At 41.2% G+C, this 20,063-nt stretch carries 20 protein-coding genes and 1 tRNA gene; 9 read left to right on the forward strand and 12 right to left on the reverse strand.

Annotation, left to right across the window (positions count from 1 at the left end; genetic code table 11):
* Positions 1–142: 142 nt before the first annotated feature.
* Genes OJ16_RS12980 through OJ16_RS19625 form a run of 3 tightly spaced genes read right to left on the reverse strand, consistent with a single transcriptional unit; the run spans position 143 to position 4,374 of the window.
* On the reverse strand, positions 143–2,473 hold the full coding sequence (locus OJ16_RS12980; protein WP_040991341.1) for an ATP-binding protein: 2,331 nt from the start codon (positions 2,471–2,473) through the stop codon (positions 143–145).
* Positions 2,439–3,125: an ABC-three component system middle component 1 gene (locus OJ16_RS19620; RefSeq protein WP_052810412.1), complete on the reverse strand. Its 687-nt coding sequence runs from the start codon at positions 3,123–3,125 to the stop codon at positions 2,439–2,441. Before OJ16_RS19620 ends, OJ16_RS12980 begins: the two co-directional genes overlap by 35 nt.
* Complete coding sequence (locus tag OJ16_RS19625; protein WP_052810413.1) at positions 3,118–4,374, reverse strand: ABC-three component system protein; 1,257 nt, start codon at positions 4,372–4,374, stop codon at positions 3,118–3,120. The genes OJ16_RS19620 and OJ16_RS19625 overlap by 8 nt, the downstream gene beginning before the upstream one ends.
* A 364-nt stretch (positions 4,375–4,738) precedes the next feature.
* On the opposite strand from OJ16_RS19625, the gene dgt reads away from it, so the two are divergent.
* Positions 4,739–6,268, forward strand: a complete 1,530-nt coding sequence (gene dgt, locus OJ16_RS12995) for a dGTPase (protein ID WP_040991343.1) — start codon at positions 4,739–4,741, stop codon at positions 6,266–6,268.
* Positions 6,269–6,382: 114 nt separating this feature from the next.
* Here the strand turns inward: dgt and OJ16_RS13000 are convergent, their stop codons facing one another.
* From OJ16_RS13000 to OJ16_RS13010, 3 genes are all read right to left on the reverse strand, one after another.
* Positions 6,383–7,720, reverse strand: coding sequence for a DNA-processing protein DprA (locus OJ16_RS13000; protein WP_040991345.1), 1,338 nt, complete (start codon positions 7,718–7,720; stop codon positions 6,383–6,385).
* Positions 7,720–9,834, reverse strand: a complete 2,115-nt coding sequence (locus OJ16_RS13005; protein WP_040991347.1) for a RecQ family ATP-dependent DNA helicase — start codon at positions 9,832–9,834, stop codon at positions 7,720–7,722. Before OJ16_RS13005 ends, OJ16_RS13000 begins: the two co-directional genes overlap by 1 nt.
* A 109-nt stretch (positions 9,835–9,943) precedes the next feature.
* Positions 9,944–10,141: an AlpA family transcriptional regulator gene (locus OJ16_RS13010; RefSeq protein ID WP_040991349.1), complete on the reverse strand. Its 198-nt coding sequence runs from the start codon at positions 10,139–10,141 to the stop codon at positions 9,944–9,946.
* 149 nt (positions 10,142–10,290) lie between these two features.
* Here OJ16_RS13010 and radC point away from each other — a divergent pair, with 149 nt between their 5' ends.
* The 3 genes from radC to OJ16_RS13025 are packed head-to-tail and all read left to right on the forward strand — an operon-like array spanning position 10,291 to position 11,682.
* Positions 10,291–10,767 carry a RadC family protein gene (gene radC / locus OJ16_RS13015; RefSeq protein WP_040991351.1) on the forward strand — a complete coding sequence of 159 codons (477 nt, stop codon included), beginning with the start codon at positions 10,291–10,293 and terminating at the stop codon, positions 10,765–10,767.
* The gene (locus tag OJ16_RS13020; protein ID WP_040991353.1) at positions 10,764–11,192 is read left to right on the forward strand and encodes a DUF2787 family protein; all 429 of its coding nucleotides are present in this window, start codon (positions 10,764–10,766) and stop codon (positions 11,190–11,192) included. Before radC ends, OJ16_RS13020 begins: the two co-directional genes overlap by 4 nt.
* A 46-nt stretch (positions 11,193–11,238) precedes the next feature.
* Positions 11,239–11,682, forward strand: coding sequence for a DUF2787 domain-containing protein (locus OJ16_RS13025; RefSeq protein WP_040991355.1), 444 nt, complete (start codon positions 11,239–11,241; stop codon positions 11,680–11,682).
* A gap of 256 nt (positions 11,683–11,938) precedes the next feature.
* Here the strand turns inward: OJ16_RS13025 and OJ16_RS13030 are convergent, their stop codons facing one another.
* On the reverse strand, positions 11,939–12,457 hold the full coding sequence (locus tag OJ16_RS13030; RefSeq protein WP_082030240.1) for a ribonuclease HI: 519 nt from the start codon (positions 12,455–12,457) through the stop codon (positions 11,939–11,941).
* 29 nt (positions 12,458–12,486) lie between these two features.
* Between OJ16_RS13030 and OJ16_RS13035 the strand changes: the two genes are divergently transcribed.
* The 4 genes from OJ16_RS13035 (at position 12,487) to OJ16_RS13050 (ending at position 15,497) form a co-directional block, all read left to right on the forward strand.
* Complete coding sequence (locus OJ16_RS13035) at positions 12,487–12,738, forward strand: hypothetical protein (RefSeq protein ID WP_040991359.1); 252 nt, start codon at positions 12,487–12,489, stop codon at positions 12,736–12,738.
* Between the two features lie 140 nt (positions 12,739–12,878).
* Entirely contained in the window at positions 12,879–13,214 is a 336-nt protein-coding gene (locus tag OJ16_RS13040) for a hypothetical protein (RefSeq protein ID WP_040991361.1), read from the forward strand.
* Positions 13,215–13,320: 106 nt separating this feature from the next.
* The gene (locus tag OJ16_RS13045; protein WP_040991363.1) at positions 13,321–14,019 is read left to right on the forward strand and encodes a hypothetical protein; all 699 of its coding nucleotides are present in this window, start codon (positions 13,321–13,323) and stop codon (positions 14,017–14,019) included.
* Positions 14,016–15,497 carry a hypothetical protein gene (locus tag OJ16_RS13050; protein ID WP_040991365.1) on the forward strand — a complete coding sequence of 494 codons (1,482 nt, stop codon included), beginning with the start codon at positions 14,016–14,018 and terminating at the stop codon, positions 15,495–15,497. The genes OJ16_RS13045 and OJ16_RS13050 overlap by 4 nt, the downstream gene beginning before the upstream one ends.
* Before the next feature lie 39 nt (positions 15,498–15,536).
* Here OJ16_RS13050 and OJ16_RS13055 read toward each other — a convergent pair whose 3' ends face one another.
* Positions 15,537–16,175 (reverse strand): inovirus Gp2 family protein, encoded by a 639-nt coding sequence (locus tag OJ16_RS13055; RefSeq protein ID WP_011150769.1) that lies wholly within the window; start codon positions 16,173–16,175, stop codon positions 15,537–15,539.
* A gap of 380 nt (positions 16,176–16,555) precedes the next feature.
* On the opposite strand from OJ16_RS13055, the gene OJ16_RS13060 reads away from it, so the two are divergent.
* Positions 16,556–17,452, forward strand: a complete 897-nt coding sequence (locus OJ16_RS13060) for a hypothetical protein (protein ID WP_040991371.1) — start codon at positions 16,556–16,558, stop codon at positions 17,450–17,452.
* Between the two features lie 46 nt (positions 17,453–17,498).
* Here OJ16_RS13060 and OJ16_RS13065 read toward each other — a convergent pair whose 3' ends face one another.
* From OJ16_RS13065 to OJ16_RS13080, 4 genes are all read right to left on the reverse strand, one after another.
* The gene (locus OJ16_RS13065; protein ID WP_039554204.1) at positions 17,499–17,708 is read right to left on the reverse strand and encodes a helix-turn-helix transcriptional regulator; all 210 of its coding nucleotides are present in this window, start codon (positions 17,706–17,708) and stop codon (positions 17,499–17,501) included.
* Between the two features lie 92 nt (positions 17,709–17,800).
* Positions 17,801–19,033: a tyrosine-type recombinase/integrase gene (locus OJ16_RS13070; protein ID WP_040991375.1), complete on the reverse strand. Its 1,233-nt coding sequence runs from the start codon at positions 19,031–19,033 to the stop codon at positions 17,801–17,803.
* Between the two features lie 312 nt (positions 19,034–19,345).
* Positions 19,346–19,433, reverse strand: a tRNA-Ser gene (locus OJ16_RS13075).
* A 147-nt stretch (positions 19,434–19,580) separates the two neighbouring features.
* Entirely contained in the window at positions 19,581–20,030 is a 450-nt protein-coding gene (locus tag OJ16_RS13080) for an L-alanine exporter AlaE (protein WP_040991377.1), read from the reverse strand.
* Between the last annotated feature and the right edge of the window lie 33 nt (positions 20,031–20,063).

The following is a 20,063-nucleotide window of genomic DNA, read 5'->3' on the forward strand; positions in this document are numbered from 1 at the left end:
TCGAGTGAGACAGCAGAGTTTAACCATTAAACTATTAATTTATTTAAATTTAAAACAAAAAGTCACAGTCAGGTATTACTTCAGGTATTACCTAAGACAACCGATACCGCATCTTGGTACGCAAGTTTTAATGAGCATTATTTTAATTTGATAAAAGTTTAACCTTTTCTAACAAGTTCACCTGCTTTCTGGAAAGCCCGGCTTTACCATATCTATAGCACAAGTAATCTGAGATATCCTGTTCATGTGTAGACATTACTACTTGCCTATCCCTTAGTTCAACACGGAGCAAATCACTCAACGATGCTATGTTAATCTCATCCATACATTGTGTTGGATCGTCAATAAACACAAACGCAGTTTTGGCGTATTTTTTGTTAAGCGCAAGAAATAAAGATAGCGAAAGAGCGCTGATTTGGCCGCTGCTCATCGAGAGCGCGGCATCATGCTCAGAGTCACGTACCGTAGTAAAGTTCATTGCAGCTGTTTTTCGCTGTTTACCATTAGGCGTATCGATAAACACCCCTAGCCCACTTTGATAGTTTTGTAGCAATCGTCCACTATAGATATGAAAAAGTGACTCCATTTGACCTAGTGTTTGATTGGTATAGTGTGTACGTGCACGTTTAAGCTGGGTTTCTATATTTTCTAACTTTGAACATAAGTCTTCTAAATGCAGATATTTTGAATGATAAAATTCTACATCCTTTTGCCGCTCAATAATCGACGCATTTACCGTCAATTTATACTGTTGCTGAATGTAGTTTTTCTTCTGCTCAATCTGCTCTTCTGTCAAATTTTCAAGCTTGCTTAGATCGGAAAAATGAGCTTTGAAGAAGTCAAACTGATTCGTTGATAACATCTCATCTTCTGGCTCCAACGATCGAAGAATAGCGGTATTGACTGCTGAAACTTGTTTCGATTGGTCTTCTGAGTCAGAGGCATAAACCCTTGGTAACTTAATCCCTTGCATTTCCAATTTTTGTCCAATAGAGACCAATCGCTGCATTTGATGTTCATATTCAGCTAACTCAGAATGCAATTTTACGTTAAACTCACGCCTGACCGTTTCTAACAATGGAATATATTTTGCCTTCAAAGGTACAAGGATGCCCTCTAGCGCTTGGTAACATTGATTAATTTGCAAACCGATCGTGGTTAGTTTTTGCTCCAGTAGAGCTGTCTTCGCCTCGATTGCCGATAGTAGTATGCTGTTCTCTTGATAGTCAAAGCCACAAAGTGGGCAGTCATGCTCACTATTATCAACTGTTTGGAGTAATTTTGTTCGTAATTGCATCACTACTGCTTGCTTTTTGCTCACACTACTGTGGCCTAAATGTAGCTTATTCTTATCATCGAGCAGTTGCATAAGTTTGATAGATTCTTGTTCTTCTATATATGAAGAAATTAACGAACCATGTGATGAAGTGAGCTTTGATACATCAGTATCCAGTGCGCTACAGATTTTTTCTAACTTATCTAACTCCGCTTTATTTTTATGTAAGTCTGGAAGCTTGTCGAAATGATGAAAAAGCCTAACAGCCAAATCAAATTCATTTCGTTTAGTGAATTCAATTTTTTGTTGGTTCCTTATCCTCTTAGCAACCTCGTGTCGGCCAACATAGACTTGATTTAGTAAATCAAGTTGACCCAATAGTTGATCTAAGTTTTTGAAACTACCTACAGTAAATGGCGTTTTGAGATCCCACTGTGGAGTAATCTTTAGCTCCGTAAGCTTAGTGTAAGCAACTGGGGTTGCATCACTAACAGTTAAAGTCCGCTGTAACTCTTCTAGCTGAGTTTTTTGCTCAATATATACTTTATTCGTCTCTCCGAGCTGTGCCTTTGACTCAGACTTTAACTTACCAATGGTATCAATTCTGATATCTAGCTCATCAAGATTAAGTAGGTGACTTATTTGATCTGTTCGTTTATCACTATTACATCCGTCAGGAATAACAATTGATTTACTATCTTGCTGCAAGTAGTTAAGCACTGGGAAGTTTTCCAGAAACTTATTTCCAAATTTCTCTGACCAAAACTGTTTCTCATCATCAATTAGCCTAGGACTAGCAGTTTCATCGAAACCAGATAGCTCATAAAGCTTAAATTCATTAAAACTATTAGGTCTATTTACACTTAAATCTAAATCTTCCTGTTTAGCCAGTCTCATCACATAAAGTATTTCATTGCCTTTTTTAAGCTCTGCGATAATAGATATCCCATCATGGCAATTGTGATTTTGAAATATACTACGATTGTATTTTTTGCTACCACTTTTTAGCGCGCGATGTCTAGCCGAGATTCTCGGGAGTTCACAACAAAAAAGCAGTTGTTTGGCATCAAATAAGGAGGTTTTACCAAAGCCATTCGGTCCATCATAGATAACTAGATCAGACGAATAGCTTTCTGAAAACTGCGTAAATACCTTGAAACCATTAATCTTCAGCCTGTGAATTCGCCATCTTGCCACGAATATACTCCTCAACTATTCCTTTGTAATTATTACTATTGCTTGTGAGCGCTTCAAATTCATTGCCTATCGCCAATAAACCTACTTTTTGCAAGTATTCATCCGCCAACTGACAAGGGTCATCTAATTCTGATTCATCTACAGGAACAGATAAAAAAGGAAGCTTAATGTATATACGGCTCGCAATGCCGTACTCTGACTCAACCATTGGAGATTTCTTGTATAAGCTGAATTTACTTTGATCTTTTATCAAATTAGCAATATCACTTGTATCATTTTCATTAAGAAGATCTAGTTCGGTTTGAGCGTAATACAAAACATGTTTTTTAAAACTATAGCTATCTTCCTCTAAAGCAAAAATCTCACTTTCATAGTCAATTACATCGGCTAACCGATCCAGCTCGAACAAAACCACTACATCTGTATTCTTTGCAAAAGTAGGTTGCTCTCTTAGAATGCTCGGTGTGTTTGCCAAGACCCACTGATTAAGCTCATTTGGTTTCATCAGTTTCGAAACCTTAACAACTGCCAGAAAACGATGATAGTTGCTCGACCTAGAACGATAAAAATAAAACTGATCAGCATCTTGTTCTACTAGCTCAAACTGACACGGAGAGTTGCTTGATAGCGTATTAATTATTTTATTAATCATTTATTTCATCACTTGCGTCACGAACTGACACAAACCTTACATTGTTTATTTTTGTGATTCGGTTTCTATCATTTTCAGATATTTCTGTGAATTTACCAGTAGAACTAGATTCACTATTAAGTGGAAATGGAGCACTATCCATATGTACAACTAGATTATCGTATTCATAAAGCACATCTTGTATGGTCAGGTTTCCACGAAGAGCATCAACATTTTCTTGAATTTGCTTTATATCTAACTCTTGATTTAAAAAATCGAACTTCATAGCAGTAGGAAGAAATGAGCCTAATCCATTTTTGAAATAGTGTGGTAAGTCTTCAGATGTTTTAACTCCCATGATACTAAGAATAACTCTTAAATAATTATCTACTGTATCATTACTAAAACCAGATAATGAGATCTCCTTTTGGTTTGGTTTCTTTGAATAATAGAGTCGAGTTAAAGAAGGAACATCCATATTCGCTACTGCAAATCTACATTGGCAAATACCATTCAAATTAACAGAATCATTTTCTTGAAGACTATCTAAAATTTGATCGGTTCTATCCAAAAGAGTCTTTCTAAACTCAAACAGAATTGCTGCTCGATCATCACTATGAATTACCTCAGAACGCAAACAACTTACAATGTCAGAAAAATAAATTGGAATAGATTCGGCAGCTTCAAATTTGTTCATCGACTCATGCTGGTTTCGATAATGAGCTAAGTTCACCTTACCAGCTAACAATACATGCAACTTAGCCAATTTATGCGCAATTAGTAATTCTGTGGATGGCAGTTCGTATGTGCTAAGGTACTGTTCAACAATTTCATTGAGTTTAGTATCGATAGATTTCGTTTCAACATAATAACGATCATCATGATACTGATAAAACTGAACAAGATGCTCGCCATTAGCGTCATTAGCAGCCCAATCAGAAAAGTCATCAAGCCCCACAGAAACGTGAAACCATCTAACAGTGTTCTCATTACATCTCTCTGATATTTTTGATGCTTGTTGCAAGGCAGAGTTATAAGAATACCGCTTGTCACTCTTCATAGCTTTGACCTGGTGAAGAGATAAAATGTGACCGCTGCGATCATGTATCACAAAATCATCTAGGTGCTCGACATTCAGGTAATCAGCTTCGGAATCCTCTTGCGTAAGAAGACGTATCGCGTGATACAAGGCAACTTTACCTTGATAAACAAACCCACTCCACGCAGGAATGGCGCTGCTGTTTACAATCTGAGAGGAGACTTCTGTCAATCTAAATATTCCTTTTCGTAAATGGTCCTGTGTTTTCAAGCTTTCATAACTACGTACAACGTCAGATTTAAGCTAACGCTCACCAAAAACCAAGCAGGCACGACTTCATATATAGTTGTTGCATATTAAACTGAAAAACCATGTCAGCAAAAGGGAAATTAATAACAATCTAGTTCTAAAAAATGAACACATCAAAATTGGACAAATCACTATCATCGCCAACTGCTTGCGATTAGATAGTTTTTGAAACATCCCTTCAACAGGCATGATTAAATGCCTAATCACATTAATCGTACAACCTGATATGAACACATTCGCGTATTGGTTATAGTTTACTCAGCGAGCTAAACAATGAGAAAAGATTATGACTATCAACTTCAACGAAAAAGTTAGAGGGACGAGGGTATATCACAATGGAATTGCCACTAAACCTCGTTCACTGACTGAACCTGATAAAATTGCTGCACAAGGAAACTTCGAAAGTGATCGAGGTAGAATCCTCAACTCTGCTGCAATCAGAAGGCTTCAACAAAAAACTCAAGTGTTTCCTCTCGAACGCAATGCCGCTGTTCGCAGTCGTCTCACTCATTCCCTCGAAGTTCAACAAGTTGGCCGATACATCACTCAATTAATCTTTAAAGAGCTTTCAGAAGAATCTAAGCAAGACTACAAACTAATCGGATTAGAGCGTCAATTTGAATCGATAGTCGAAATGTCATGCTTAATGCATGACGTTGGCAACCCACCATTTGGACACTTTGGAGAGCAGGCAATAAATGACTGGTTTTCTCGTAACTTATCTTCTCTTATGAAAGATGAGAAAGGAAACTCGCGGCTGAATTTACCTAAGCCTATCCAACAGGACATAGTTAACTTCGAAGGCAATGCGCAAGCCATTCGCCTAGTGCACACCATACTCGGACTCAATCTGACCTATTCTCAAGTATCCGGAGTGTTCAAGTATACTCGCCGTGGAGATCAGCCATCACCTAAAACACAGAACAATCCGCTATTAAAAGACTATGACTATTTGATGAAAAAAGTGGGTTATTACTTAAGTGAGCACCGCTACATAGAGTCATTGAAAACAGTGTTGTCTATGGACTCTCATTGCCGTTCCCCATTTTCATACATAATGGAGGCTGCCGATGATATTTCTTACGGGATTGCAGACATTGAAGATGCCGTTGAAAAAGGCATTCTCACTGTAGAGCAGCTAATAGATGCTTTAGATTACGAATATCAATCTCTTGTGGAAAAGTATGGCTTACAGAACGATGATGAGATGAAAAGGATCGTTAGTGTCGCCAGTGAAAGTGCTTCAAAAGCTGATAACTGTGCGAACAGCCATTTCTTCATTACTCTTCGTGTAGAGATAAACAAACGCCTACCACAACATGCATGCAAGCAGTTTATAGATAATATAGATAAGGTATTTCATGGGAACTTCAATAGAGCACTAATCGAAGATCATAGTCAGAACCATGCATTAGTAAAAGCTCTTAAGAATGTTGCTATGAACTATGCTTTCTGCGATCCAGAAGTAGAAAAAAGTGAACTGCAAGGATATAGAATCATTACAGGGTTACTTGAGGCGTATAAGCCCTTATTACTTTTGAGCGCAGATACTTTCACTAACATTGAAAAGGCCCCTCTATACGAGCGAAGACTCTACAAGAAGCTGCCCAACAAGCACCTTCGAGCATACGAAATCGCGATGCAAACATTAAAACAAGAAAAAGATAAACCGTCTGACACTCCTTATCTACCCTACGACTTTGGTTACGATGTGTGGGAGTTTTATTTTCGAGTCCGCCTCATCCAAGATTATATTAGCGGTATGACCGATCAGTACGCTTATGACGAATATCGTAATCTACATGTGTTGAACTAACTAAATGCAAATAATTTGAATTGTCGTAACAATGACGATATTTATTAGTACATACAAGGGAAGTCACCTTCCCTTTCTAGTAGCTGTTAATCAGCTGATTGGGATGATTCAGCTTCAATCTTCATCAATCCATTGATATCTAATCGGTCTTGTTAGCTTGGTGATCAAATTTTGCTCTAGAGCGAGAGCTAACCAGCTTTTTACCTGCCCTTTGTGCAGTTCTGATGCTTCAACAAGTTCTGCTTCTGATATTGGCTCACTGGCTACAGTTTGTAGATACTGAACAAACAATAAATAAAAGCTGTCTTTGGAAACAACCTCAGGCTCTGCCTTTGTCGGTGAAGCGGATTCTTTAGTATCTAGTGCCGCTTCGTTATGTTTGGTTTCTGTCTCAGAACCATCCTCTACAACCTGATCATCGTTGCTCTCTCTCTGAGGCATTTCATTCGGCTGTGCGAACAAGTCTGCTTGCGGTTGGTTAAACAAATCCGTTTGATGATTAACGTTAGGGTTGGTGCTGCTAACCAACAATGATTGAACATCCAACTCTACAATGTTCTCGCTACACCAACTTGCTCCTGCTGCAACAATTCCAGCATTGCCAGCCGAAGAATCTTGAGTTTGTTTCACCCAAGTAGGAACCCAACCTTTCTTTAAGTTCTGAATAGCCCCTTCCCAAGTACCACCTTTAGCACCTGAATGAACGACTAAAGAGGTATCCGCTAAACAATAAATGTATTTGTTTCTGTCCATTGCATTGAAGCGGTTGAATCCAGCTTCTGGGTTGAAAGGAGAGACTAATACAACGTTGCCATTCATTAAGCCACTGCGGTACTTTGCTGAAGTGGAAGCTTTCAACAAACTATCAGCGAGTATACCCACAACGGCACCACCAGCATTCATCGCTCCTAGCATTGAAGACTCATCGACTCCTCTTGCTCCACCAGAAACTGTCCCCAAACCAGCACTCGCCGCTTTAGACCCAACCTGTTCGGCATACGCTAGATCTGCAAGCGAAGCATTACGCGAACCTACTACAGCAATACCACCAGCCTTGAGTAGCGCTTTGTCTCCGCATCCATAGAGTACAGGAGGTGCCTGGTTACCAAGTTGGTGAAGTAGACGTTTGGGGTAGCTTTCTTTGTCAGCGCGAGTAATGACCCATAGGCCAGATCGACTCCATTTTTCGAGCGCTAGTGCCATGCTATGCCCTCGTTTTAAGAGGGCTTCAATTCGCTCTTGAGTGACTTTGTTTTTTGGATCACGCCACTGAGATAACAACGCTTTCTTGTTGTTATCCAGTAAGTCGGCAGGACTGAGTTTGCTATCTCTCAACCACATAGCGAAACGCGCCCACTCCGCATTAGTGAGCGGCTTTGCGGCATCTTTATCCTGCTTGCCAAAGTAACTGGTAAGCAGAATAATCGCTTGCGCTGTTGTTGTTAAATTCATTAATCATTTACCGATGTGGAAGCTAAAGCGACCGGATATACTTTTCCGCTGCCAGCTTGCTGAAGCTTCGCCGCTATAACAGTTAACGTCCATCCTGAATCAACAATGTCATCCACTAAGAAGCAAGGACCCTCTGGTATCGACTCCTGAACTTCAAAAGCACCATCTAAATTACGACACTGATGAAAACGGTTTTGCTGGAACTTTTGCTGCTCATTGTCTCTAACTTTTTGTATCACGTCGACAAATTCTAGCCCCAACCTTTCAGCTAATCGCCTAGCATAGTCAGGAACTAGTTCAGGATGGTTGCGGGATGGTACACAACATAACCAAGTTGGTCGTTCTTCCAACTCCCAACGTTCAAGCATCATATCTGCCATAGCATCAACCAACTCATCTCGGAAATGATTCTCATGTTTATCATCTCTTACCATTTGCCCCCAACCCGCATCCCCCCAACGAGATAATACTCTGCCCTCTTGAGCTCTCAATTCGAGCGGTAAGTTACCTCTAAAACCTTCTTCAGCAAATGCTCCTGCTGCAACCTGTACATTTGGTTTTATTGGCATTTCTGCATGGCGTAAAAAAATGCCTGCATCGTGAGCTAATGAAGGGTTTATAGCACTACTCACAATTTCTTGTTCAAGACACACAGCGCATCTTCCGCATGGCTGTGCTTCCTCATCATCCAGAGCTTGACGAAGATAAAGCATTAAACAACTATCACTCACTTGATAATCTAGGACCTCTTGCCATTCTAATTCTCGCTGTTGCGTCAGATGTTCGATTCTATCCTGATCCAAATTGAACCTAGCTGATGTACGTTTCCATTGTGAGCCCTCTTTAACTACAGGAGCCGGATTCTCTACGCTAAGCAACTTCAACACTTTCTCAATTTGGCCAAAACGTAGATTTGTACGTTCTTCCAACTGACGCATTGTCAATCCATCTACAGGAGCAAGCTCATCTAGAATTTCATTAATCTGCTCAAGACTAGGAAATGCTGAAGAACGAAAGTACTCATGAATATCCGCATCTTCACGCCCAGCCAAAAGTACGCCAACTGCGTTATTGATACCACGCCCCGCTCTTCCTACTTGCTGGTAATAAGCAACAATTGAACCTGGTGATTGATAGTGAATAACAAAGCTTAAATCAGGTTTGTCATAGCCCATGCCTAGAGCCATCGTTGCAACCAACACATCTATTTGGTTATTAAGTAGCAAATATTCTAGATGTTGACGATATTGATTAGTATCGAGGCTGCCTGTAGGGCTAACGAAATCAGGATGGGTAACTTTTCCATGATAAGCGCGAGCATTAATATCGTTTCGTACTAACCATTCAGTAACTTGTTCCGCATCTCGTGTAGTAAGAGTGTAAACGATACCAGTACCATCTAATTGCGGAATTATCTGAGAAAGCCAAGCGAGCCTTGAAGCTTGATCAGGTAAACTGATGTTTTGTAGCGATAAGCTGTCACGCCCTAACTCACCACGTTGAATCTGAATATCACCGAGTTGGCGATGAATATCGTTGACCACTCTATTATTAGCAGTAGCAGTGGTTCCCAACACCCCCGTGTTCGCGGGCAGTGAGCTTAAGATATTAGCGATCTGTCGATATTCAGGAATAAAATCATGACCCCAGTCAGAAATACAATGTGCCTCATCAACAACCATCAGGCCCACGTAATCAGAGATCGGCTCTAATACTTGCTCTCTAAATTCTTCATTTGAAAACTGTTTCGGATGGATTAATAGCGCGTCAATTTCATTGTTTCTGAGCGCATGTAAAATTGCAGGTCTCTCATCACGGTTTGTTGAATCCCAACGAACTGCATTTAATCCTAATCTCTCTGCCGATTCTATTTGATTGCGCATCAATGCAAGCAAAGGTGACACAATGATTGTTGGTCCTTGGCCTCTATCTCTGAAGATTTTGGTACTGATGAAGTAAACTGAGCTTTTCCCCCAGCCTGTTCGTTGAACCACCAGCAATTTCTGATTGTGGTTTACCAGTGCGTCAATTGCCTCCCATTGACCATCTCGAAATTGAGCACCTTCATCACCAATTGCAGTTTTGAGTAACTGCTCTGCCGCCTGTTTGTCCATCTAGCCCACCAATTGAGTTTTTATTGTATCTGGCCAGAGTACCAAATGGCTACGGTGCCTTCAGTGATACATACCAATAATCACTATAAATATTTCTCTATTAATTCAACTAGCTACCAGAATCTATGGCCTTTCGTTCCATTAGTATATTCTCCATCCACTCATCTACCTCACCTTCCACCCAAGCCACGGCCCTATCACCTAAACTGATGGATTTTGGAAACTCACCATCATTCATTTTTCGGTAAATCGCTGAACGGCTTAATGCTGTTTTTTCCATTACTTCTTTTAGTTTTAGAAATCTCATGGGACGTCCTCCTATGGCTGTGGTCCTCATGGGATAAGCAAGTTCGGTAAAAAAAAGTGGCATCGGCGTTGAGTACGTATAATCAAAAATTCTTCAGGTATATGTCATCTCTGTGAATCCATTCCATGACTGATACAGGAAGCCTGAATATGTCCCATTTTCCCCGTTACGGTAGTTTGTTACCTCAAAAAGAATATGAGCACCGAGTGCTCGAAGAAGCCGCTGAAATACTCAAAGATCGTTATGTTCGTGGTGATGCGTTTTCAAGTCCCGCGTCAACCTCAGATTACTTACGCTTTAAATTGGCAGGGTATGAACATGAAGTTTTCGCGGTCATGTTCTTAGACAATCAGCACCGCTTGATTGAGTTTAAAGAGCTGTTTCGTGGCACGGTTGATTCCGCAAGCATTTATCCTAGAGAAGTCGTCAAAGAAGCTCTGTACGCCAATGCTGCCGCGGTGATATTTGCTCACAACCATCCATCTGGAGATCCTAATCCATCTCAGGCGGACAAACGGATCACTGAGCGTTTAAAAGAAGCACTCTCGCTGGTGGACATTCGAGTGCTTGACCATTTCGTTGTGGGAGACAGTTGTGTCTCATTTGCTGAGAGGGGGTTGCTATGATCATTGATGATTACAGAGGTATCCGGCTGCCAATCAGTTTTTGTGTAACGATGGATAACCTTTTGACGCGTTTCAAGGTTCCTGATGATGCAAGGCGCCTAGTATTCAACTTTAGAGATCCGACATACTATCAATCTAGAGTGGGACTACATCCTGTCGAAATACAATTAAGCAGAGACAAAGATCTAGCACCTTGGTCCTTGGCGTTTATCGCCAGTTTTTCTTATCAAAGCGATAATGCCCAATCCCTTGATGTCGAGCTGTACTTTCACTTACGTAACCATTGGTGCTATCAGCCCGATGCTGGCACTGCTGATCTCTCACAGCCTGCTGTTTTAGATCTTTTCAACACCTGGTGCACCGCACTAGAGCGACACATAAATCGCCGAGCATTCAGCGATATCCAGTTAAGCCAAATCAGTTAAACCCTTTTCTGTTCGCTTTAATCTTACCTTTGTAGGAGGCATCACCATGTCTGATATTTTGTTTAATGCTTCAACCTTGCCTGTTTCAAAATCACTCCATTCCCTTCTGAGTAGAAATCTTATCGATAAGCTCGCTGAAGAGGAGCATATTGCCACCAGCACTTATCTTGTATTTAACTTTCGTGATAGTTCCTACAGCGCTGAAGCGGGAGGTTTCCATCCTGTTGAAATTGCTATTGCTCAATCAAGTGATGGTAGATGGAATATTGAGTACGCGACAGATTTTACGTACGTGGGTAGTGCTTATCCTGAGCTTGAACGTTGTCTCGACTTCGACTTTCGAGATCAGTCGTTTTATGCTCAGTACAGTGGGTGGGCGCCAATGAAAGGAAATATCTCAGCCATCGAGCTTTATCAGTTATGGGAAAGTAACTTTCTTACTTACGCCGATATGGAGGTATATGACCAGGTTTCTGTTGCGCCGCAATGAACTTCCCTGAGTTACTTTGCCAATAGCAACAACGCATTAACACCATGGATTGATGTGCTCACTGAGTACGTTAGATTGAAGGTAAAATCCAGTGTCTGGCCGTGATAAAAAGACAAAATAAAATGCCGATATAGTGTGCCATTTGAGGCTCTATATCGGCATATTTTATTACAAACGCTCGCCTTTGAGAGAGCGACAAACCCTTGTGGTACAAGGGCTGAGCACCATTCGAGGACCAAGCCAGGGCAAACGAGCCTTACAACTTGCTAAGTGCTTGTTTTGCCATGTTATACGCTTCGTTCAACGCTTGATGCGTACTGGAGGTTGCTCTGATCACCTCGACGTATTTCTCGGCTCGGAGCGCATCGACCTGTTGCCATAAGTCGCGATTTGCAACTGGCTTTTTGTCTGACTTTCGCCAACCTTTTTGCTTCCAGGTATCAATCCATTCGTTAAACCCACGAACACAAAAATCACTGCTGGTATAGATGACATCCCCATCACGCGCATACTGCATGCACTCCACCAACGCAATCAGCTCTAGCTCTGTATTACAGGTGTATCCCTGCATCGGTAAACATTGTTGGTCTGTTAGCTCACCGGCTTTGTCGTACACCACCAAACCAATTCCGCCACCTGCACTGGACGCCGTGACTGCGATATACAACAAGCCTGATTCATTTTTCATAGTTGATTCCTTTTCTTTTTGGACAACGCAACGTGCTTGTCTCTCATCAGATAAGGAGGTGATGTGAAAAATGAAGTACCCACGCATCACAGTGCCCTAAACCATAAGGACACGTTATGACCACCTTTTCTCCACTACGCGAAAAGCTCCTAAAGGCCCTACTTAAAGCCGCCCTCGCTGGCTATCACCATCTCAGTGCCCACTTTCAAAAGGTCAAAGCTGAAATGACAGAACTCAGTGACCACGATTTATTTGAAGAAACAAAGCATCACCCCACCCTGCACTTACGCAGCCTCTTGGCAAGCTTTGAGCTCATCCAGCGTGGCTACTATCTCAGCGATATTCGTGATGTGAGGAATGACCTTTAACTTCATGGCACAAGCAATCTGCGTGTCAATTCACAAAACCATACCAATAAAATTGAGTGAGACATTATCTGTCTCACTCGTCCGTATTCTTTCGCCAATTAACAGCACCGTGCTCTACGTGCGGATCGAGGATAAAACAAATGAGTAAAAGCAACGTATTGCATCACGTTGATGAACAGTCTCTAAATGACCTTATTCGCCGCCATGAATCGTTCACTTTAACGAATGTGAAAAATTTCAACCAAACGGTAAAAAAGGTAGAACGACTAATAGAAAAGCAAGGGCTGTCGTGCCGTGTATATACCACAGGACGCTCTGCCACTATGGCGGCAGCTCTGGCCTCTGGGCCCGCAGTCATCTTTGGCTTAGCTTCTGCCGCAGCTATTGCGACACACAAAATAGCGACGTTAAACCCCGACTATGAAATCGCTAAGTATCCACTGGCTGACAAGCTTGTAGTGAACTTTAAGAAGTAATCTTTACTAGGACTGTGTGGCCACCAGTCCTCCCATTTTTCCCGCGATCTCTCCAAAACATTCATGTCTTGGGGCCAGATAAGTGTGCTTAAAATTTGGTGGTCCTATGTCTACTAGTACAAATCGACGAAGTGCCGAGCACCTCGAATTGATATTCGAGATTTATTCCCTAATCCCCACAACACGAAAAATAACAGCACGTGAACTGCACCTTGCAGTTAGCGATAAAGGGATCGCCCGAAGTAAACGTACTGTTCAGCGTTGTCTTGATTGCTTATTAACTTACTTTGATGTTGAACAAGATGCGACAAGCAAACCTTATGGCTATCGCCGTACAGCGAATTCAAAACTGGCTTTAGGTCCTCGTGAACACATGGTGTTTTTGTGGGCAGAAGCCTACTTAAAAACGCTTTTACCACGTTCTTACCATCTCATGGTGGATAGTGCTTTCGCACCTTTTAGCACTCTAAGTACCAAGCGCAAACTGATCGATATTCGGCCGCCAGTCACTACTTACTCCAACGAAACAAGCAGTATGGTTTTTGAAACCTTATGTACTGCCGTGTTTTACCAACGTGAAGTTAGGTTATCACTCATAAACCTACCTAAGAGCCTGTATGTCAACCCATTGGGGTTTATCGTGGAGCAAGACCATTTTTACCTTGCATACCAATATCGAGACAGCTTTCACGTAGTCCTCATCAATAAGGTTTTGTCTGCGTATCTAACCACTTTTGCTTATCACTACCCCAACAATTTTTCACTTAACAACATTCCCCTTTCCAAGAAGGAACTCACACCATGAAACACACAACGATAAAAACGACCTTGAGCATATCTGGGTTATTACTACTCGCCGCATGTGGCGGTGGTAGCGATAGTAATGGAGGTAGTACTAATCCAAGTACGTCTGCCAAAGTTGGCGGACTGGCGATTGATGGTTATGTTGAAGGTGCTACCGCATTCCTCGACTACAACTTCAATGGTGTGATGGATGAGGATGAACCTCGTGACATCACTGATCAAAACGGGCGCTTCGATTTTGCTATTGAAGAAGATGACTTAATCTGTAAAGAGTACTCGCCAATTATCGTTGATGTACCTGCTGGTGCGTACGACAGCGATTATGGGTTAGTTAATAAACCTTATCGCTTAACCTTTCCACCCTCATTCTCATCTGACAACGTCGGCGAAGATGTATTTGCTACGACTCCATTCACTACAGTGATTTGGTCAGCTGTTGAAACGGATCTATTGCAAAGTGGTGTAAGCAACTGCAAAGAGTTAGCTGCTAATACTGAAGCGCAAAACAAAGTTTCACGTCTAGTCGCCGAGAAGGAATACGAGTTGGGTAACCGCTACAACATTCCTGCTAACGAGCTATACGCAGACTTCATCGCTTCTGGTAACACCGAGCAGCATCAACTAGCCCAGCTTCTAACCAGCGGTCTAGCAAAAGGCTACGCTGAAACTTCAGCTCTAGTCGATGCGAACCCTAACGCTTGGAAAGCTACAGTTGAGTACTACGTTGAGAAAGACGACGCAGGCAATTTCACTAAGTGGTATCGCGAAGAACGCGTGTTCGATGCCGACACACATTCTCTACGTGTATTTGAAGTATCTGCTGACTTAGAAACTGTAGGCCGTCTCATCGTTTACCGTAACAAAATCAAAGCCGAAGAAGGCGCGGTGCAAAAATACACTGATGACCTAATCGACTACCTACCAGAAATCAGCAAATACGGTTGTGGTTTAACTAATGATTACGTACAGAACTCAAAAGACTACGGTAACGACACTGTTACATTCTCTGTATCAGCTTCTGTTCTAGTTGACGACCATACTGCATGTGCAGATCCACTCGTGTACTCTTCTAGCGTACCTTACGCTAACGTCATTCGTGAATTGAAAAACGGCAATGTGTTACTACAAGCTGGTATGTGGGGTTTTGACTTTGGTGACAATGCTTTTATCGATGACCTAATCAACGATGGTTTGTACTCTAACATCACAGACCCAACAGTGCTGGACCAGTTCTCAACTTGGAACTACTCACTGGACTCAACTGAATCTTACGGGGCATCACGTTGGACACGTACATCAGTTGTAAGTACAGCTGAGAAAAATGTCATCACAGACGTGAACAGCAAAGGTATCTGGATTGTACGTACCACTTACCCTAACGGCACTCACCAAACGCAGTGTGGTGACTCTCTAGATACTTTAGTGGACGTGGCTAATATGGGTATGTGTGAAGAACTGCCCATAGTGCCTGCTAACTAATCACAACGAGTCGAGAGGGGATGTATCCCCTCTCTTTTTTTATTTTATTGAGCAACCAAAGTTTCTGTTTCCAGTACCAAATTGCTTGGTGCGTACTTTGGCAAAGTAACTGAGACGACGAAATAGCTCGTCAAGAACAGAAGAAGACCTAAGGCTATTTACATCGATGTGGTATACACAATTGTCAGGAAAGTGCACTAGACGACAGCCATCATCAAGATCAGTATCTAATGCCCGACACCATGCCGTTTTAATTTTGTGAGATAGGTTGTTTCGGTTAGAGAATGACCCCAGGCTGTTATATACATCCTTGTTAAACAGCAGAACAAGGTGATAGTGATGATGTAACGCTTTATCTTTTTCCTTCACCCATACATATCTTAATCGACATTTCCGTTTCGGTTTCCCTGCTCTTTCTTTCCTTCTTAAATCAGCCTGTATTTGCGCATCCAACGAAGCAATGAAGTTTTTCATCAAATTTGATTCTTCCATCACCATTAAAAGCGGCAATCGCAAATCAACTCTTACCGCCATCGTTCTAGGATGATCGTCCAAAGCTAAATCGAGCGTGTCATAAATCCTTTGTAGATAATCAACTAACAGCCCTTCTTTCTGTTTCAAAACAGGTAGGCCATTGAACTCATCATTATGAGTGACTTTCTTTTTTAGTGTTTTCATTTTCTATACCTCTGGTTAGTTCGGTATAGAAAGGTGGATGGTTGTTAAAAATAATTTCACCCCACCATGGAGGTATATTAACCATAACCGCAATCCCCAATCTCAACTTTGGATAAGGAAAGACTTGTTCCTTACACACCTCAAAACTAGAACTAGCAAAACACTGCAGATGAGCGTCATCGCGTAAGTTACTGGCCAATCAGTTCAAAACTGATAACTCTGAAGTTAAGTTCTAAGGAAAATAGTGGGATTAGTATCAAAAAACTGCGCTTACACTAGGATAAATTCTAGGTTAAGAACAAATAGTAACTACTAAAATGATACAAAGATTCACCAACAATGCTACTTTGTAACTATCAAAAAACTACTAAGTAGAAAAAATGAATCAGCCAAACGAAGAAACACTTAAGAGTTACTTAAAAAAATTATCTCAAACATCACTTGAACAAATAATAATCAGGGGGAATCAAGAAGGTTTCTTCGAAATCCCTGAAGATAAAATCTCTTTAAATCGAAAACGATTATCTGATCTCATTGAAGAAGGGTTAGCTAAGATCTCACCATTAAAGGCTAGCAATAGCAGTGTTGCAATCTCAATAATTGACAGAATTATAGAAGGCATAATTGGCGAGGATTGCATTGATTTTTTAGATTCGGATGACAAATCAATACTGGTATTTATGCTTATGCGTTTATCGATAGAAGATGAGCTATCCTACGCATTATCAGATGACATCATGCAATGCTCTGACATGGCATCTTTAAAGACAAAATTAAGAACATCCATACTTTCAATAAATGAAGACCCTGAAAAAATAAAGTCGCTAATAATAATTTTGAAAGATGGTTACTTTTTGTCAAAAAAACACTTCAATTTCAAATGGTTAAAAAATGACAACAAAGAGCAAGCGAGATGGGCTGTTGAATACATATCTGAAAACAAATTGATTTTAGAAGAGTACGAGAACCTCCCTTTAAACTTAATTACTGAGAAAAATTACATCCCTATCATAGAAGGTATTTTTCATTCTTTATGCTTCTGTGAACGGGAACAAGCTAAGTTATACGAACGGTTCAAGCGCGCATGGAGCCAACACAAATTCAGAAAAAAAGCTGAAAATGAGAATAAAGTTAGCGTTAGCTTTTTAATGAAAGATGAAACAAAAAAAAGACTTCAAGAAGTTGCCGATTTCCATGAAACAAGCATGATTGATGTAATTGAAAAACTGGTCAATTCCTCTTGGGAAGCTTTCAATGAGGGCAATGATTCTCTGTAGATTCTTTGATCCATACTCAATGAGGGCAAAAGAGCCCTCAAATAAATCATAACTCAGCATAGTAATATCTAGCGCTAACACGTTGCTGAATCCATTCTTGCACCTCACTCTCTACCCAAGCAACAGCACGTCCACCAAGCGGAACTTGCGCCGGAAACTGGTTTGCTTCGATAAAGCGGTACATACAAGAACGTGATAAGCCAGTCATGCCAAGCACTTCATTTAGACGGATCAAACGGATAGTTGATTTAGGCATACATACCTCTTCTGTTTGTGAATACCACATAGATAACATATGCCTGTAAAAATTTTGAACGATAGCAAGTGGCCGTATATTACGGCCATAAATCAGATAACCTGGCTTAAATGACGTGAGCCTGTAACGCTGTAACTTCCATAACTCGATTTGTCGATATGCTCACTCCACCAGCTCATTAACCTACGTCGTGAATCTAAGTAATCTGTACGGTTGTATGCTTTACGTATTTGATTTTTGTCTGTGTGAGCAAGGGCTGCTTCAATAACATCTGCATCAAAGCCCTGTTCATTAAGTGTTGTACTGGCCAAAGCTCGAAGACCGTGAGCTGTTGTCCTATCTTTAAACCCCATCCGCCCTAGTGCTTTGTTGGCAGTTTCAGAATCAGTTGGAACCTTAGGATTACGACTCGATGGAAATATAAACTCTCGATGTCCGCTAATTGGCTTGATAGCTTCAAGAATTGCCAGTGTTTGCGTCGTAAGTGGAACTACATGCTCACGGTTCATTTTCATGCGCTCTTTCGGGATAATCCATAGCTGGTTTGCCATATCTATTTCTTCCCAGCGAGCGCCTGACGCTTCATTAGGGCGAACCATGGTATGAAGCTGCCACTCAATCAAAAAGCGCGTCACGTGCTGAATATTGGCTGTTGCTACCGTTCGAATAAGCTCATGCATCTCATGAGGTTGAAGCGCTTTCATGTGCACTACTTTGTGCTTCTTGAACACATCACGGATACCAGATAATGGATTAGAATGAATCACACCGCTGTTTACAGCATAATTCATGATCTCATTCATCAGTTGGGCGGTACGTTTTACAGTTTCTAATAAACCTTGTGTTTCAACGGGACGCAACGCCGCAATAGCGATAGGCGCCGTGATTTTGTTAACGGGTATCGTGCCTAGCTTAGGAAAGGCATAGAGCTCCAGTTTGCGCCAGTTACCATTAAGAGTCTTCTCTTTTATCTGCCCTTCCTTCGCAGCCTTCCATTGCTCAGCGACAAACTTGAACGTCGCATTTTGCTCAACAATAACTTTGGCTTTTTGCTCTTCTTTGGCCAACTGAGGATCAATACCATCCGCAAGCATTTTTCGAGCTTCTAGCGCTTTCTCTCGCGCTTCCGCCAAAGACATATCTGGATAAGTACCAAAGGAAAGATAAGTGATTTTGTCCTGACCAGGTCGTTTATAACGAAACTGCCAAGAACGTGAATTGCTTGTGCGCACGCAAAAGTAGAGATTGCCGCCATCAGATAAGCGATAGAGCTTATCTTTGGGCTTTGCCGTTTGGATTTGCCTAGCCGTGAGATTATTCGCCATTTTGATCCCTCAAGTAATACCTGAACAAAACTCAATTTTCGAAAAATCTAGGTATTACTTTTGGTCGATAACAGCTTAACTTACATCAAGTTAAAGATCGAACTGATAGAGAAAATGACGATAAAGTAATACCTGATTTAGTGCTCAAAAGTAATACTAGCATCAAGTAGGAATACTGGGTATTACTTTAGGTATTACTCTAGACAAGCGCTTTTACGACACTTTATGGAACGCTACGAAACCGTAACTCATTGATTTTGATAATCTTTAGATAAGAAAAAAGACGTCCTGAGACGTCTTTAAACTTGAATGTGGCGGTGAGTGAGAGATTCGAACTCTCGATACGTTGCCGTATACACACTTTCCAGGCGTGCTCCTTCAGCCACTCGGACAACTCACCGAATCGTTAGCAACTTGGCTAACGAGCGCTAATTTAATGATTCTATGGGGTTAGGTCAAGCCAAATGCTAAAAAAATAACGCCCTAACGTATCAACTGCTCACTCTCTGGCTAATTTGGTGACACTTTAATCGACTTAATCCATAAACTAGGCTTGAGAATAATAGCCTGGCACTTTAAACCACTTACGGCATAAATCTAAAAAGTAGCCATACAAAATCCCCATGCCACATGAGACAAGCGCGTTCGAAGCAACCGCGGTAATAATTTGCTCACTAGAAGCGCCAACGGCAAATAAAATGCCAGCATAGACAGGAGATTGAAACAGAACGTAAGCCACCAGATCCGATAAGTTCTTCATGCGTTTAGATGAAGACACTCGAGCGCCCTGACGCAAAATCACATCTCTGAACACACCATAAGGCCATGCAATCGCGATATTAACAGGGATAGAAAGCAGACGAGAGGCCAATGATTGCTCAAAGGTCATGCCTGAAATAAAGATTTCAATAAACATGCCCGATATAAAGCAAAACACCACCATCGCAAACGTATCTGCGGCTGCACTACGAAAACAGAAAGAACGACGCAACTTCATTTCAAAATCTCAGCATATATCACTAAACAAAAA

It is taken from the genome of Vibrio renipiscarius, from assembly GCF_000827885.1.
Classification (GTDB): Bacteria; Pseudomonadota; Gammaproteobacteria; order Enterobacterales; family Vibrionaceae; genus Vibrio; species Vibrio renipiscarius.